Annotated in this window: 13 protein-coding genes; 12 read left to right on the top strand and 1 reads right to left on the bottom strand. The window is 55.4% G+C overall.

The window, feature by feature from the left end; translation table 11 throughout:
* Window positions 1–4 precede the first annotated feature (4 nt).
* From GF1_RS09910 to GF1_RS09885, 6 genes are all read left to right on the top strand, one after another.
* Entirely contained in the window at window positions 5–781 is a 777-nt protein-coding gene (locus GF1_RS09910) for an ABC transporter ATP-binding protein (RefSeq protein ID WP_267926382.1), read from the top strand.
* Complete coding sequence (locus GF1_RS09905) at window positions 778–1,593, top strand: ABC transporter permease (RefSeq protein ID WP_267926381.1); 816 nt, start codon at window positions 778–780, stop codon at window positions 1,591–1,593. The genes GF1_RS09910 and GF1_RS09905 overlap by 4 nt, the downstream gene beginning before the upstream one ends.
* Window positions 1,590–2,456, top strand: coding sequence for a tetratricopeptide repeat protein (locus tag GF1_RS09900; protein ID WP_267926380.1), 867 nt, complete (start codon window positions 1,590–1,592; stop codon window positions 2,454–2,456). Before GF1_RS09905 ends, GF1_RS09900 begins: the two co-directional genes overlap by 4 nt.
* A 110-nt stretch (window positions 2,457–2,566) precedes the next feature.
* Window positions 2,567–4,099, top strand: coding sequence for an O-antigen ligase family protein (locus tag GF1_RS09895; protein ID WP_267926379.1), 1,533 nt, complete (start codon window positions 2,567–2,569; stop codon window positions 4,097–4,099).
* Window positions 4,081–5,607, top strand: a complete 1,527-nt coding sequence (locus GF1_RS09890; protein WP_267926378.1) for a sensor histidine kinase — start codon at window positions 4,081–4,083, stop codon at window positions 5,605–5,607. Before GF1_RS09895 ends, GF1_RS09890 begins: the two co-directional genes overlap by 19 nt.
* Entirely contained in the window at window positions 5,604–7,004 is a 1,401-nt protein-coding gene (locus GF1_RS09885) for a sigma-54-dependent transcriptional regulator (protein WP_267926377.1), read from the top strand. The genes GF1_RS09890 and GF1_RS09885 overlap by 4 nt, the downstream gene beginning before the upstream one ends.
* On the opposite strand, the gene GF1_RS09880 is transcribed toward GF1_RS09885, so the two are convergent.
* Entirely contained in the window at window positions 7,001–8,149 is a 1,149-nt protein-coding gene (locus GF1_RS09880) for an ATP-binding protein (RefSeq protein WP_267926375.1), read from the bottom strand. The genes GF1_RS09885 and GF1_RS09880 overlap by 4 nt on opposite strands.
* A gap of 415 nt (window positions 8,150–8,564) precedes the next feature.
* Here GF1_RS09880 and GF1_RS09875 point away from each other — a divergent pair, with 415 nt between their 5' ends.
* The 6 genes from GF1_RS09875 to GF1_RS09850 all read left to right on the top strand — a co-directional run bounded on the left by GF1_RS09875 (window position 8,565) and on the right by GF1_RS09850 (window position 15,741).
* Window positions 8,565–9,146, top strand: a complete 582-nt coding sequence (locus GF1_RS09875; protein WP_267926374.1) for a GspH/FimT family pseudopilin — start codon at window positions 8,565–8,567, stop codon at window positions 9,144–9,146.
* Entirely contained in the window at window positions 9,143–9,853 is a 711-nt protein-coding gene (locus tag GF1_RS09870; protein WP_267926373.1) for a PilW family protein, read from the top strand. Before GF1_RS09875 ends, GF1_RS09870 begins: the two co-directional genes overlap by 4 nt.
* A gap of 1 nt (window position 9,854) precedes the next feature.
* The gene (locus GF1_RS09865) at window positions 9,855–10,310 is read left to right on the top strand and encodes a type IV pilus modification PilV family protein (RefSeq protein ID WP_267926372.1); all 456 of its coding nucleotides are present in this window, start codon (window positions 9,855–9,857) and stop codon (window positions 10,308–10,310) included.
* Window positions 10,307–10,789 (top strand): pilus assembly PilX N-terminal domain-containing protein, encoded by a 483-nt coding sequence (locus tag GF1_RS09860; protein ID WP_267926371.1) that lies wholly within the window; start codon window positions 10,307–10,309, stop codon window positions 10,787–10,789. The genes GF1_RS09865 and GF1_RS09860 overlap by 4 nt, the downstream gene beginning before the upstream one ends.
* Window positions 10,790–10,802: 13 nt before the next feature.
* A complete protein-coding gene (locus GF1_RS09855; RefSeq protein ID WP_267926370.1) occupies window positions 10,803–15,128 on the top strand; it encodes a PilC/PilY family type IV pilus protein in 4,326 nt (1,441 codons plus the stop codon).
* Between the two features lie 103 nt (window positions 15,129–15,231).
* On the top strand, window positions 15,232–15,741 hold the full coding sequence (locus GF1_RS09850; protein ID WP_267926369.1) for a hypothetical protein: 510 nt from the start codon (window positions 15,232–15,234) through the stop codon (window positions 15,739–15,741).
* The last annotated feature ends 270 nt before the right edge of the window (window positions 15,742–16,011 follow it).

Raw genomic sequence — 16,011 nt, 5'->3', positions numbered from 1 at the left:
CGCCATGAACTCGCCTGCATCGATTGTTGCTCTCAAGCATGTGAGGAAGACCTACCCGGCCGGGCTGCGGAAAAAAAATTCCGCTCTCGTTGATCTTTCTCTCTCAGTTTTTTCCGGTGATGTCTTCGGTATTGTCGGGACCAACGGTGCCGGTAAGAGTACAGCCCTCAAGATCCTCATGGGTTTTGTCCGTCCGGACAAAGGCTCGGTGACCCTGGCAGGTTATGGGCCCGAGGATCCCGCCAGCCACGCCGTAGTCGGATACCTGCCGGAAAATCCCTGTCTTTACGGTCACCTGACCCTTTCTGATCATTTTATCTATGCCGGGACTCTGGCCGGCTATTCCAAAAAGAAAATCAGAGAACGATCCCTGGAACTTCTGCAACGGGTCGACCTGGAGCATGCTGCGAAAACACCGATTCGTCGCTTTTCCAAGGGGATGACTCAGCGGGCGGCGCTGGCTTATGCCATGTTCCATCGACCGGAGATTCTTATTCTCGACGAGCCCATGTCCGGACTGGACCCGCTCGGGAGGCAGCTGGTGGTGGAGTTGATCCGGGAGTATAACCGAGAAGGGCATACGGTCCTTTTCTGCTCCCATATTTTGACCGATGTGGAACGGATCTGTAACCGAATCGGCATCATGCACCGGGGAGAGCTTGTGGCGGAAAAATCCCCGGCCGAACTCCGGGAGCAGGAGGAGCGGCTGACACCGGCAGGCGGGGCGGATATCTCCCCGCTGGAATCCTTTTTCTTTAGAATTGTTTCCAAATCCCCGTGATACAACGAATCTGCGCCACAGCGCTCTTGACAGTCAAGGAAGGGATCCGTCAGCGGATTCTTTACGGTGCGCTCCTGTTCGCCCTGGGGGTCTGCTGCTTCGCGGTCCTGCTCAGCGGGCTTTTCATGCGTGATCTCTCCAAGATCATTCTTGATTTCTGCCTGGCTTCCGTAACCCTGGGCGGACTTCTGATTCCTTTCTTCCTGGCAATCAATCTGCTCTCCAAGGATATTGAACACAAGACAATCTTCACCATTCTCTCCCGTCCCGTTTCCCGGGCTGAATATATTCTTGGCAAGTACTGCGGCCTGCTAGTCCTGGCCGCACTGGTGATGGTGCTCCTGACCGGGGCCACCTTTGCAGCTGTCTGGCTGGGCCGGTTGCTGTACGGGGCCCGTTTTTTCGCCTCGTTTTCCCCTGGTGCCGTGTTGGTCGGGGTGCTGGGTAGCTGGCTCGGGGTAGCCCTGCTGACCGCGCTTGTGGTGCTTTGGTGCACGCTAACCACCAGCTCCTTTCTTGCCACCTTGCTCACCATCGCCACCTATCTGATCGGCCAGTCCATCGACGATGTCACCCGTTTTCTTGCTGCGGACATACCAGGGGTGGAGATTTCGCCAGTCACCCGTGGTGTCGTTACCGCGGCCCGTTATGTATTTCCCAACCTTGCTGCCTTTGATATGAAGATGCAAGCTGCGCACGGCATTGTCATGGCCCCTCTGGAGCTCCTGACCCTTGTTGGCTATGGAACCACCTATACCGCCGCAGTGCTGGCTTTGGCGGTACTTGTTTTTAAACGGAGAGATATCGTTTGAAAGCAACCTGTCGGGCATGTGTCATACTGCTGCTTGGTGTGGCTGGTTTTGTCCTGCTGACGCCGTCCGTCTACCGCGTCCGCGGAACATATTTCCATGAAACCATCAGCCGGATCGGTGAGCTGCCACCGCCGGTGGCCAGGCTGCTGACCCTGGAATACCCGGGAGTGGTGGCAGACCTGCTCTTTCTGAAGACCATATCCTTTATGGGGCTTAAGATCGGAGAACACGGCCAGCCGACCCGCGAGGAGTGGCAGCGTATTCATGAAATGCTGCAGTTGATCACCGAGTTGGATCCCCGGTTCTGGGACCCGTACCTGTTCGCCGAAATGATGCTTCCCTGGCAGGCGGGAATGTTCGACGAGACAACCGCCCTGCTGGAAAAGGCGATCCGGCACCGTCCAGACGACTATCGACCCTATTATTTTCTCGGCTTCAATGCCTTTTACTTTCAGAAAAAACCAGCGGTTGCAGCCAAGTACCTGCGAAAGGCGGCGCAATATACGGATGCTCCGGCATACATAAAAGGGCTTGCCGGCCGGTTTAGCCTCTATGGCAATCAGACAGCCCTGGGCATCGGTTTTCTCTCCGATCTGCTGCAGAACACCAGTGATCCGCGGATCAAGGCGTATCTTGGCAAAAGGCTGGAGGCGTTGAAAAGGATATTTTTCCTCGAACAGAAAGTGGCGGCCTACAAGGAAAAATATGGCACGATGCCCGCTTCTCTCGAGGACCTGGTTGGGGTCGGTCTGTTGACTGAAATTCCCCGGGATCCCTATGGCGGACAATTTGTGCTCCTGAAAAATGGTCGGGTCTACACCACCAGCAAACTGGTTGATAAAAAAAAGAATAAAGATGAATAAACCTGTGTTTCGGTGCTTGTCTGTTCTGGTGGAATCGCGACTGGGTCCAGGGCCATTTTTCGAGGGCGGATGACAAAAGAGGGCTTTTCTTGAGGTGCCACGGAAAAGACATGGACAGGTCCTGGTTTTCGTCGGCGGTGATCCTCTGTCTGGTTTTTCTCTATGTTGCCCTGGTTCCGACCACCAGGCTGCTTCCTGCTTTAGGGACCTATGACGAGAAACGGGTCCTTGAATGCATCCTCCTTGTGCTGGTCTGCACGGTCGTTGCCACCACCCCACCCCTGTGCCGCGCTTGGCTGCGGCTGTTTTTCTCCCTCTCCCCTGGTGCCCGGGCTGTTCTCGGGGCTTGCGTGCTGCTGGGTTTTCTCTCCTCCCTGGTCGCTGTTTCCGTTCGCTACGCTCTCCTGGAGCTGACTCTCTTTGTCTGTCTGTTTATCGCCTCTCTTTCCATGGCGGTTGTCCGGCAGGAGTTGGGCCGATTCTTTGACCGAGTGATAGTTCTAAGTGTTTTGGTGGTTGGCTGGGCCTACCTGGCCGGTTTCGTGGCTTTTTATGTGAGTGTTCTTGCCGGGTCACTGTCCTTTGAACAGCGGGCCCTGTTCTGGTCTTTTTCCAATATTCGCTTTTTCAGCCAGTTCCAGACCTGGACCCTGCCCCTGGTGGTCCTGCCCTGGTTTTTCCTGGGCAGGTACCCCCTGGTAAAGCTGATTACCGTGCTTGCTGGTTCGTCCTGGTGGTTTCTTTTCTTTGTTTCCGGAACCAGGGGCACCCTGGTAGCAATGCTGGCGGCAGGAGTGCTTGTGGCCGTGGTTTTCGGTCGTCGGTCCTGGCCATGGTTCAAGTTGCAGGCGCTCGTGCTTCTGGCAGGGCTTGTGGCCTATGTCCTGATTTTTCTGGTTCTGCCCGAGATCCTCTCTGTGGACACCTCTTCGGTGCTGGCCCGGAGCATCAGGCGCGATCTTGTCCATTCCCCGGGTCGCATGACCCTCTGGGCTCTGGCGCTGGATATGATCCGGCAGCATCCTCTGCTCGGGCTGGGTCCAATGCATTTCGCCTGTGATTCCAACCTGGTGGCCTCCCATCCGCACAACGCTCTCCTTCAGCTGGCCAGTGAATGGGGGATGCCGGTGGCCGTTACCGTGCTGCTCTTTTTTGTCCGGGCGCTTTTTCTGTGGATACAGAGCGCTCAAAAGGTACTGAACAGGGAGGAAGACCAGGAAAAAATGGTTTTGTGTCCGGCCCTGCTTGCTTCGCTGAGCGGCGCGGCTGTACATGCTCTTGTAAGCGGACTTGTTGTCATGCCTTTGAGTCAGGTGATGCTTGTTCTGGTTGCCGGATGGATGCTCTCTCTGTACAAAGGGGAGATGCAGGAGCCTTCCCGCTGGGCCGGTGAGATCTGGAGAAAAGGCAAAATATGTGTCCTGGTGGTCCTGGTGCCAGTTTTCCTGTTTGCCGGCCTGGCAGTGCTTTCATGGCCTGGTGACCAGGCCCGGCAGCGCTTCCTTAGCTCACCCTTTGCCCATGTCCACCGGATGCCAAGGTTCTGGCAGCAGGGCAAAATCTGTCTCGGAGTTCCGGACATTATTGACCCGCGGATCGGTGGAAACCGCCAGGATCATCAGTCATGCTCAAAATCAAGATAACCCTTACCCTGGTGGTGCTTCTTGTCCTGGCCATGGGGCTTGTCAACCTGGTGCTGATCATGTTCTGGCAGCGGCAGGGGATGCATCAGGAGATCCGGCACGCTGAAACCATGGTGGAATTTGCCCTTGACCAGGGGCGGTCGGGGATGGACGCTCTCCTTGGGCGTCTGGTCTTCGGCGGGAAAGCCGACTGCGCCGGTTACCGCCTGGATGGCCGCAAAGCCAGGGTCTCGGGAGAAAGCTGGTGCCGGGCCGGAGCACTGACCCAGGTGCTTGACGAGGCGGCCGTCACCGGCCGGGAGGTGATCAGGGCCGTGAGCCCCCTGCAGGGTCTGCTGCAGGGAAGTCGGCCTGTCGTTGTCCTGGCCAGGCCGATCCCCGGTGATACCTCAGGTGGAGCAATCGGTGTTGCCGTGGCTCTGGATGAGCTGGCCGCGGCCCTGGGGCGGGCTGAAAGGGTCATGCTGGTCTACATGGGCGTCAACCTGTTGATACTTGGTACCATAGGTTTTTTTCGGATCAGTAACTATGTCCTGCGTCCGGTGGGGCGGTTGGCCCGGCTGGCGGACCGGTACGAGGACAGCGAGACCAGGCTCTTTGCAGAACAGAGTGGTGCAAGCGAGTTCGCCCGGCTGGCCACGAGCCTGAACAGCATGCTGGCCCGCATCGGACGGGACCGGGCTGCCCTCGAGCAGTCGGTGCGGGAACTGGGCCTGGCGAACCGCAGGCTCAAGGAAAAGCAGCAGGAAATGATCCGGGCGGAAAAGCTGGCCTCTGTGGGCCGTCTGGCTGCCGGGCTTGCCCATGAAATAGGCAATCCCCTGGGGATCGTCCAGGGCTACCTGGGATTGCTGCAGCAGACTGAGGCCATGGGCGGAGACCAGAAGGAATATCTCCGCCGGGCTGAACAGGAACTGGAGAGGGTCACTCGTCTTATCCGTCAACTACTCGATTTCGCACGGGTATCAAAAGGTGAGCGGCGTGAGGTATCTGTCCACGAACTGCTGGCGGCGGAAAGGGCGATGGTCCGGGACCTGCCGCTTTTTCATGGAATGACACTTGCCTGTCATCTGGATGCGGAAAGAGACAGGGTGGTTGCCGATCCCGGGCAGCTGCGCCAGGTATTTCTCAACTGCCTGGTCAATGCCGCCGATGCTGTAGCGGCAAAAGAGGAGACGGATCCGTCAGGGCACATCGTGCTGCGGACGGAAAACCGCTCGGTTTCTTCCGAAGACGATGAGAGGGAGGTTGTGCTGATAACCATTGAGGATAACGGCGTGGGGATTGCACCTGGTATGCTTGATACTGTTTTCGATCCTTTCTTTACCACCAAGGAGCCTGGCAAGGGTACCGGTCTTGGCCTGGCGGTTTCTCTTGCCATTATCGAGGGGGCAGGGGGGGGCATGAGGCTTCGGGGCCGGGAAGGCGAGGGGGTGACTGTCGAAATCGAGCTGCCTGTGGCCGTGAAACAGGCAGGTGATATGGAACCGAAAGGCCAAGGGTCATGAGCCGTAGCGAGTTGAGCGATTCAAGACAACGGATTCTGGTCATCGATGACGAGGAAAACATGCGGCATATGCTGTCGGTGCTGCTGGCCGGTCATGGTTATGTGGTGGACTGCGCGGCCGATGGCCGGGAAGGGTTGGACATGCTCGGCCAAAAGCAATACCAGTTCGTGCTCTGCGATATCCGCATGCCGCGCCTGGATGGAATGGACTTTCTGAGGGAATCCCGAGATATTTCCCATGGGGCGACCATTATCATGATGTCTGCTTTCGGCACTGTCGAAAGCGCGATCGAGGCCATGAAGGAGGGGGCCTATGATTATATCAGCAAGCCGTTCAAGGCCGATGAGATCCTTCTGACCTTGAACAAGGCCCGCGAGCGGGAGCGGTTGCGGCAGGAAAATGTCCGCCTGAAGAAGCGGCTGGCCGATCTGGAGAGCCGGCAGGGGTTCAAGGGCATGGTGGCCAGGAGCAAGGCCATGCACGAGGTGTTTTCCCTGGCCCTCAAGGTGGCTCGCCATACCACCACCGTGCTGATTACCGGTGAGTCGGGAACCGGCAAGGAGCTGATCGCCCGCGGCATCCATGCTGAAAGTCCGCGCCGGGACAGGCCGTTTCTGGCCATCAACTGCGGCTCTATCCCGGAAAACCTGCTGGAAAGCGAATTTTTCGGCTCCATGCGCGGCGCCTTTACCGGCGCGGACCAGGATAGGAAGGGGCTTTTTGAGCAGGCTGAAGGCGGAACCCTGTTTCTTGATGAAATCGGTGAGCTGCCGCTTGGTATGCAGGTCAAGCTTCTTCGGGTGCTGCAGGAGCGGACAATACGGCGGATAGGTGGCTCCCGGGAGATACCGGTGGATGTCCGCATTCTCTGCGCCACTGCCAGGGATCTTGCCAAGGAGGTGCAGGCGGGACAGTTTCGCGAAGACCTCTATTTCCGTCTCAACGTGGTGGAGATCCGTTTACCTCCTCTGCGGGAGCGGGTGGAGGACATCCCGCTGCTGGCAGAACATTTTCTCCACAAGGTCAACGCAGCGACCGGGCTTCAGGTCAAGGGTATTTCACCCTCGGCTGTCAGCCGGCTGGTCGCCAACCCGTGGCCGGGGAATGTGCGTGAACTGGAAAATGTCATCGAAAGAGCTGCCATCCTGGCTGAAAAGCAGATCATCCTCCCGGAAAACCTGCCCGATACCCTTGGTTCCAGGCCTGAGAACCGGCGGATCGACGATTTCTTCAACACATATTCCCTTAAAAAAGCCAAGAAGATCATGGAAAAACGGTTGATTGCCCGGGCCCTGGAGGCGGTGGGCGGTAACAAGAGCCGGGCGGCCGAACTCCTCGAACTCAGCTATCCCTCGCTGCTGGCCAAGATCAGGGAATATGGTCTGCAGAACAACTAAAACAGTTCTCCATTCCACAGCGTTTCTGCAAATATCCGCGCGGGAAGAATTTCTATGTTGTCATCCGTTACCCGTGGCTTGTCCTCGCAGCAGACGATGATCCTGCGTTTTATTTCCGGGTGGTCGATCTGCAGGCTGCGCATTCCTTTCATATGTTGGGATGAAATTTTTTTTGCAGCCTTTGCTTCGATGGCAATCTCCATGTCATTGACAATGAAGTCCACCTCTGTGCCGCCTGCAAGTCGCCAGTAGTACAACTCTGCATACGCTTCACTGTACATGTTGTAGGCGACAAGTTCATGAAAGCACCAGTTTTCAAAGGCCTTGCCGAACAAGGGAGATCCCTGTTGCAGGATTCCCCGTTTTGCCAGAAAGTTGACGATTCCCACATCTGTAAAATAAAATTTCGCAGCTGCGGTAACTCTTCTTTTGGGTCGTTTGCGGAAACTTGGCAGCCATCTGCCGAGCAGGGTATCTTCAAGAATCTGAAAATATCCTTTGATTGTCTGGCTTGATACTCCGCAATCCCGTGCAATGGTGGAAAAATTGACTGTTTCCGTGTCCGACAGTGCCGCCAGATTCAAAAAATCCGAAAAAACGGGCAGGTTTCGTACCAGGCCCTCTGCCGCAATTTCTTCTTTCAGGTAATCCGATACATAGGCGTTAAGCAGTCTGCGCGGTCGTTCGGACGTATATATTCTGGGAAGATACCCATGATTCAGTAGTCTGTTCAGGTCGAAATCAGGGAACAGTTCCGCCGAAACAAAACCAAAAAGTTCATAGCGGATCGCCCGTCCTCCCAGCAGGTTGGCATGTCCCCGTTTAACCTTTCTGGCGCTTGATCCGCACAGTCCAAACTGGACGCCGCGATTTTCATGGAGCCAATGCACTTCATCCAGCAACTGGGGAAGTTTCTGCACTTCATCAATCACGACAAAGGGCATTGGGCCGTTTGTTGGCAGTTCCTGACGGAGGAGTTCCGGATTGGTGAGATAGCGCCGGAACTCTTCAGCTTTCAGAAGGTCGATCCAGTAAGCATCAGGATAGGATATCCGTAGAAGCGTTGACTTGCCGGTTTGTCGTGGACCCCATAAAAAAAAGGTTTCTTCGCCTGCAGGTGGCAGCTTGAGTTTTCTTGGAATCATGTATTTTCTGCTGAAGATATTTTAAGTTATACTTGAAAATATCATGAAATTTTCAAGTGTCAATGTAGAATTGGGTGTTGATGGCCGGTTGTCGGCGGCAGCTTTGCGCTTGATTCGGAGTGACCTCTGTCTCCTTTGGGAAGAGAGCTGATTGTGAGAGGAGTTGTATTAAGATTTTTTATAGATAACTTTTTGTTGTAAACTTTTTTAATATTTTCTCTCGTTTTTTTGTCATCGGTGAACATGGTGTGGGCCTGAAAATGTTAGGCCGCCTGGTTCCAGTTGACTGATAAGACAGAAAAAACAACTTCTCGTCGAGTAATCTGTATCCTGCTTGTCTCTGTGGCATTGTTTTTGTAGGCAACAAATCAGTGAGGGATTGCGTACCAGCGTACTAGATAAGGAGACTGAGTCAGTGCTCGTCGAAATCACCCAAAAAACAAAAAGACAGCGTATACCGGTCGACAGATCCGGATTTACAGTGATCGAGATCATGATCGCTCTGGGGATCATGGCTATTATGGCTGCCTTTGTTGCCCCTGACCTGTTGGACTGGTTGCCCAACATGCGGCTCAAGTCTGCGGCACGAGATCTGTACGCCAATATGCAGAAAGCTCGAGGCCTGGCTGTCCGCGACAATGCGGACCGGGCTATCTATTTTGATACGGCCAATGACCGTTATTTCCTCTGTACGGACAAGGGGGCGGATGACGACTGGACGACCATAGCCGATAACACTGTCCTGGCCACCGTCACCCTTGCATCTTATGGCAGTGGTGTCGCCTACGGTCATAATGTCAACGCTACCCCAGTCGGCACGACATTCGATGACGACGTAACCTATGCCGGTGACGTCTTAGTCTTCAACTCACGTGGTACGGGCAGCGCAGGATATGTCTACCTCGTCCATCAGGATGCCTCCACCACCTATGCGGTCGGCACCAGGTCCAGTGGGGTGATCAAGCTTTTGAAGTGGAATGGGAGCAGCTGGCAATGAGCAACGCTACTTTCAAGGCAGGCTTGGGCAATGGGGGATTTACTATCGTCGAACTGATGATCACTCTGGTCATTTCCGGCATCATTGTCGCAGCCATTTATTCAGCCTACATCGTGCAGCAGCGGACCTACACGGTACAGAACGCGGTTTCCGAGATGCAGCAGAATCTCAGGGCGGGGCTGATGCTGATGACCGATGAGATCCGGATCGCCGGTCTAGATGAACAGGGTACCGCCGGGGCGGGTATCACCTCGGCAACTGTGGCGAGATTGAACTTCACTCTGGACAGGGACGGCGACGGTTCGTTGGGTGGAACGAGCGAATCGATCAGTTTCGGCTTTCGGGATGCCGATGATGCTGACGGGGACGGCATGGTCGATGACCTCAATCAGAACGGCCGTAATGACGATGCTGCCTCCCTGGGTAAAGATACCGGTGGCGGGTATCAGTCCATTGCCGACAATATTCAGGCCATCGAATTTTATTATCTCCTTGCCGATGGCACCGAGACGACCGCGCCGGCCCAACTCGATCAGATCCGGGCGGTACGGGTTTCAGTGCTTGCTCGGGCCGGCTACCCTGATCCGGATTTCACCAATAGCAGGACTTATACGACAGCATCTGGAGCCAGTTGGGGACCTTTTAATGATAATTATCGACGCCGTCTTCTGATCATGTCGGTGCAGTGTAGAAATCTGGGATTGTAATATGAAGTTTCAAGCAGGATACGATGAAGCCGGTTTTACCCTGGTTGAGTCGATCGTTGCATTGCTGATACTTGCGATCGGAATTTTGTCGCTCTACACCATGGTTACGACAACACTCAAGGGAAATTCCGCGGCTCAGGCAATGACCGTGTCGTCGACCGTACTTGCCGACAAACTGGAGGAACTTATCTATCTTTCCTACGACGACAGCCAACTTGATACCGATGCGGCGAACAATCCACATACCATTACCACCGGTTTGCCTGAAGGTGTGATATCTCTGTCGTGGACAGTGACAGCCTGGAGCAGTGACGGTATTGACAACGACGGTGATGCCGATGTGGATGAATATGACGAACGGGGCCTTAAAACTATCAATCTATCCGTTATCTATAATACCATTGCCGGCCAGAAGACACACAGTATAGAGTTTATCAAGGCGGAAATATTTCAATGAGCGAGAAAGAGCATGATGGCCATTTTCCCGTGGTCGATAACGAGAATGGTTTTGTCCTTGTTCTTGCCCTGGTCATGTTGCTTGTCCTGACCCTTCTGGGAACCTTTGCCACAAGGAACACGACGTTTGAGCTGCAGATAGCAGGCAATGAGCGGGTGAGCAGGGATGTTTTCTATGCGGCGGAAAGCGGCTGGATGCGGGCTTTTCAGTGGCTTGAGAACTGGGGATCCTCTTCTGCGCCGCCTCTGCTCAACGGTATCAATGCAGCCCAGGATTTTCCCTTGGTGGCCGAGGTGACCGACCAGGACTTCGGCGGTGCGTCGTATTCATATACCGTGGCCAGAAGTTCGACGCCCCGGAAGGTTCCCGGCTACAGCAAACAGTATCTTAAGTTTTCCTATATCATTACAAGTACTGGAACCCGTGGTCAGAGTGCCAGCAGGCAGGTGACTGTCGGCGTGGAAAAGGTTTCAAAATAGAGGGGATCGGTCCATGAAACCGAAGTATATCTTGTGGTTAGTCGTTTTCTGCGTGCTTGTTGTTTCGGCCGGTACCGGTGACGCTACAACGTTTACCAGGAAAGTCATCCAGGATTCTGACGATGCCGTTGAACTTTCTGCAGGCAATATCTGGAAGTACAGCCTCGATCTCTACTTCGGTGATTACGGACTCTATGCAGGATATTCTTATGCTCTCTCCGCAACTGGCATTCGGTTCACCAACGTCACTGTGCCCGCGGGAGCGTTTATAACTTCGGCGCGCATAGAGCTGACCAGGAAGTCCAGCAACGACAATCTGGATGTGGTCATCGCCGGACAGCTCGATCCCGATCCGGCGACATTCGAATACATCACCAACGATATTACCTCCCGTGTGCAGACTGCGGCTACTGTTGCCTGGAAACCGGACCGATGGGTTCCGGGTAACTATAATATCGTCACTCCGGACCTTGCAGCCATCGTCCAGGAACTCGTTGACCAGCCGGGCTGGTCAAGCGGCAACGCAATGGCATTTATTTTCACAGGTACAGGCAGTGCCCGGGTGAAGGGGTACGGCGACGGCTCAAGCATCCCGCGGCTTGTGATAGAGTATGAACTGACGGCGGTCCCGAGGATAACCACGGATCCCGCAGATCAGGTTGGCGTCAGCACCTATGAGGGAATCCAGGCCTCGGATACCAGCTTCGTCTTGACTAATACCGGTAGCGCGCCGTTGAATTTCTCCATCAGCGACAACGTGACCTGGCTGAGCTGCAGTGTCACCTCCGGTACTCTGGCTGCCGGGGATTCCGTCGTCATTCCTGTTCAGTATGCGGGCTCGGAGTTGGAAAGTGTCGGCAGTTATCAGGGAATCATCACCATCCATGACGACGATGGTATACTTGCCGATTACGAGCTCACCGCCACTCTCCTGGTCAAGGAACTGGTGACCGGGCCCATCTGTGGCGATGTGCCTTTGTATGCCCAGAACCTGGTCAACCCCGCCATGCTCATCGAGCTTGATGTTTCCGGTTCGATGGACAGTACCATGTATGTGCTCGATTCGGCCAATGACCCTAAGACCCCGGACCTGCAGCCCATTGTCCAGGAGATCGTCAACCAGGCATCATGGGTCAGCGGCAACGCCATGGTTTTTATGATCGACGACCTTGGCGGTCAGCGGGAGGCCATATCCTACGATCAGGCCTGGTATGCCTCTCCCCTGCTCCACGTGGAGTATGATAACGGCGGTACGGTTGAGATCTTCGAGACCAGGGTGATCGCTTCCCAGGACGATGCCGAGGAGTATGATTACGGCAACATGTCCCTGACTTCGATAGATCTTGACATCGGGGCCTATCTCAGCGGTATCCGATTCCAGGACGTCACCATCCCCCAGGGGGCGACCATTTTGAGCGCCTACCTTCAGTTCACCTCCCAGTCGAGCCTGAGCAGTACAACCGATGCGGTGATATACGGTGAGTTGGTACCCGACGCGGCGTCCTTCACCACGGCCAGTAACGATATCTCCAGTCGTACCACCACCTCGAGCTCCGTATCCTGGAGCAGCATCCCGGCCTGGACGGTGGCGACCAGGGAAACCCGGCTCAAGATCGCCCAGGATGTTTTGAAAAACCTGGTCGAGGACCGGGCCATATCCTGGGGGTTTGGTAGCTGGACCGGCAATTACAGTCCGGCGGACGACTATACCAGGATTCACGAAGGAGTAAAACAGCGGACCGTGACCGAAACAGAGACCTTGAAGACGACAATTGATTCCGTGAGCGCGGGCGGCATGACACCTCTGGAACCGTCGCTACTGGCGGCACAGAAGTATTTCAACGGTACCAAGGGCGCTCTGGACGGTACATATTTCGATTACACCAAGGACTGCCAGCCGAAGTTTCTCATTGAGATAACCGATGGTCTTGGCAATATCGAAACGACCCTTGACGGGGTAATCGCCAAGACCAATGCCCTGGCCGATGATAAAGTCACCACAGTGGCCATCGGCTTTGGTATCGATGATGCGACCCAGATCCAGGAAATAGCGAAAATTTCAAATGAACGCGGGCATGCGGAGGATGATCTCTACGCCCTGCACGAGGAAGACGAGAACGGCGTCGGTCTGCCGTTCCTCGCCATGAGTGGCCAGGCGCTCGAGGAGGCCCTGAACCTGGTGACCACCGGCGTCAAGAAACAGCTGTTCTACGGGTCTTCACCGGCTCCGTCGACCTCGGTGGACCATGGGACCTTTGTCATCAATGCCCAGTTCAATGCCGCCGACTGGTCCGGCGATCTCATCGCCACACCCTATGACCCTGATACCGGAGCGTTAAAAAAATGCTACGACAGCGATGGCAACGAAACCTGCGATCCTGACCTGATCGTGGGCGACTGCATCTGCTGGACCGCGAGCGAGATGATGCCGACCGTGAAAAGTGCCTGGACTGTCACACCAGGAGGTGGCGGTGCCGGTCCGGCCGTGGAGTACCTGGACGCTACTCTCAGTGGGGATAACTACATCTGCAAGGACCTCGGTGATATCATCCGGTCGACGCCGGTTATCGTCGAGGCGCCCAGGAAGTACTACTCCTTTGATAATTATCGTTATTTCAAATACGGAGATGCGGCCAGCCGTTCTTCCATGGTCTACGTCGGATCCAACGACGGAGCCCTGCATGCCCTGGATCTGGCCACCGGGGTGGAACAGTGGCGCTTCTATCCGGAAGCTGTCCATGATACCCTGAATATGGCCGCTTCAGATCCAACTTATGATTCCTGTGACCTGTTCAACTATTGCCACAGGTACACTGTCGATGGTTCACCGGTGGTGGCCGATGTCTACCTGGGCAGTGCGTATGTGGTCACGGACGCGGACGGCAATATCACTGATCCGGGCTGGCGGACTGTCCTGGTCAATGGCCTGGGCAACGGAGGGAGCGCCTACTTTGCCCTGGATATTACCACTGCGACCAATTTTGACGATGTTGATCCCATAACCTATCTCTGGCAGTTCGAAGATACCGAACTCGGCTTTTCGACAAGCACCCCGGGGATTGAGCGGGTTTCCTATGATTCGACTGCGATCACCGATTTTGGTGGCTGGGCGGCTTTCTTTGGCTCCGGTTTCGATATCGGCTCGAACCAGTTGACCAAGGAGGCTTATGCCTACGGTATTGAGGCGTACACCGGAGATCCACTGTGGCAGTCGGGCGGTGTGGATATCAATCGGGTCAAGCTCGAGGTAGCCAACACCCTGGCCTATGATGGCCAGACAGCGGAATTTGTCGCCGGATCGGTGGTCACCGGTTCCACTTCCGGAGCCACAGCGACCATCGGTACCGTGCTTGACGAGGGTGATACCGGCTCTCTCATTTTAGTGTCGAACTCTATCTCAGGCACATTCCAGGACAATGAGACCATAACCGGCTCCGGTGGCGGGGTCGCTCTGGTGAACGGGACCTTGAGCAGTACGTCCCTGGACAATGCCCTGTCCGACTCGCTGGTGGTCGATATAGACTACGATGACTATGGTGATACGCTTTATTTCGGCGACCTGTATGGAAGGATGTTCCGGCTGACCGATATCGGCAAGGATCAGGAACCGCAGGTGTCTCTGCTCTTCGATATCGGCACCGCCAGCCACGACACCCCAATTCGTGCCGGTGGAGCCTATGCCTACAGTGAAACAGACAATGAAGTCTGGCTGTATTTCGGGACCGGCCAGTACGAGGAGCAGGTCGATAAGTACACCACAGAACAGCAGTACTTTTTCGGCCTCAAGGACAACCTTGCCTCGCCGACGGAAACCGTCGGTCTCGACAGCCTGGTGTCCCTGGTCTCCACCGAGGTGACTTCGTCCATCAGCGGAGAACCGGCCACCTACAGGGTGATCGTTGGCAGCAACCCTGGCAACGAGCCATGGTATGTGCAACTGATCGCGGACACCAATCCCAGCGAGCGGGTCATTGCCAGGCCGATGGTGGTCGGCGGGGTAGTGTTCTTCACCACCTTCCGGCCAGATGACGATGTTTGTGCCGGCAATGGTGAGGCATGGCTGTATGCCCTGGATTACGAGACAGGCCTGCCTCCGGACGATCCGGTCTTTGATATCAACGGCGACGGGGAATTCAACGACGATGACCAGGTACTTGTGGGAGCTGATTTGTATCAGGTCGCCGCGGTGCCCATTGGCAGGGGGATCCCCACTTCGCCTATTCTTGAAGATGATATAATTTTTGTCAATACGACAGACACCCCTGGAAGCGGCCTGCCAGTTAATCTGCCGGACATGAAAGCGCAGATGCGTTACTGGCAGGATCTGTCCGCTCAGTAGGCGGCGGTGAAGGAGGGGTGGTGACGATAACCGATGTCGAACGGATTTCTAACACGACGATAACACAATACAGGTACCATGGGTGCCTGTGGGAGGACGAACGATGACCAGGTTGTTATGCATTGTTCCCCTGATCTTGCCGCTGCTGCTGCCGACACTTTGCCTGGCCGCAGTCGCCGGCGAAGATAACGAGGATCTCATTGCCCACGGAGTAATTGGTTATGTGCTTGAGGTCTCACCGACTCACTCCCTGGTCCAGGTTGGTGATCGCAGCTACCGGGTCGAGCAGGTAGTTGTGGTTGACAGCGAAGACGGAGTGGAGAAACCGGGTTCCATGAAGGATCTGCATCCTGGCGATCTGGTCGCCATAGACGAAACAGATACGGATCGTGAGAGATCAATGTGGGTCGCGAGGAAAATGGTCGTCTACAGGGGTGCCGCGCAAACAGAAATCGCAGGGCAGCTCAAGGTGGTCCTGCCTCTCGCTGTGCCGGGAATTGATGCCACCCGGCTGCGGAATACTCCTTCTTCCGGATCCTCTCCCGATCGTGCCGACCGCGTGCGGAAGGGGCGCGACAAGATTATTTTTGAAAACGGGGTCTGGCACAACTGACAGTAACTATATCCGGCCTGATCCATCCATTGGTGGCAGGCCGGCCTGCAGGCTCTGACAGGGTGCGGGTTGCACCCTGTCAGAGCCTTTCTATGTCGTCAGCCTCCCATGCGCGCTGCCGCAAAGCTCTTCGTGTCGGCCTTCACTCCGTTTCGAACCAGCCGCGGTCGAACACCTCCGAGTTTCGAAATGTTCGGCCTTCCCGGATTTGCAGAACCATGGATCGTGAAACGGATTTTTTTGCTTGACATACTCTGATGCTGGTCTTTA

It is taken from the genome of Desulfolithobacter dissulfuricans (assembly GCF_025998535.1).
In the GTDB taxonomy this organism is placed as follows: Bacteria; Desulfobacterota; Desulfobulbia; order Desulfobulbales; family Desulfobulbaceae; genus Desulfolithobacter; species Desulfolithobacter dissulfuricans.
This window is presented reverse-complemented; position numbering and strand designations above follow the sequence as displayed.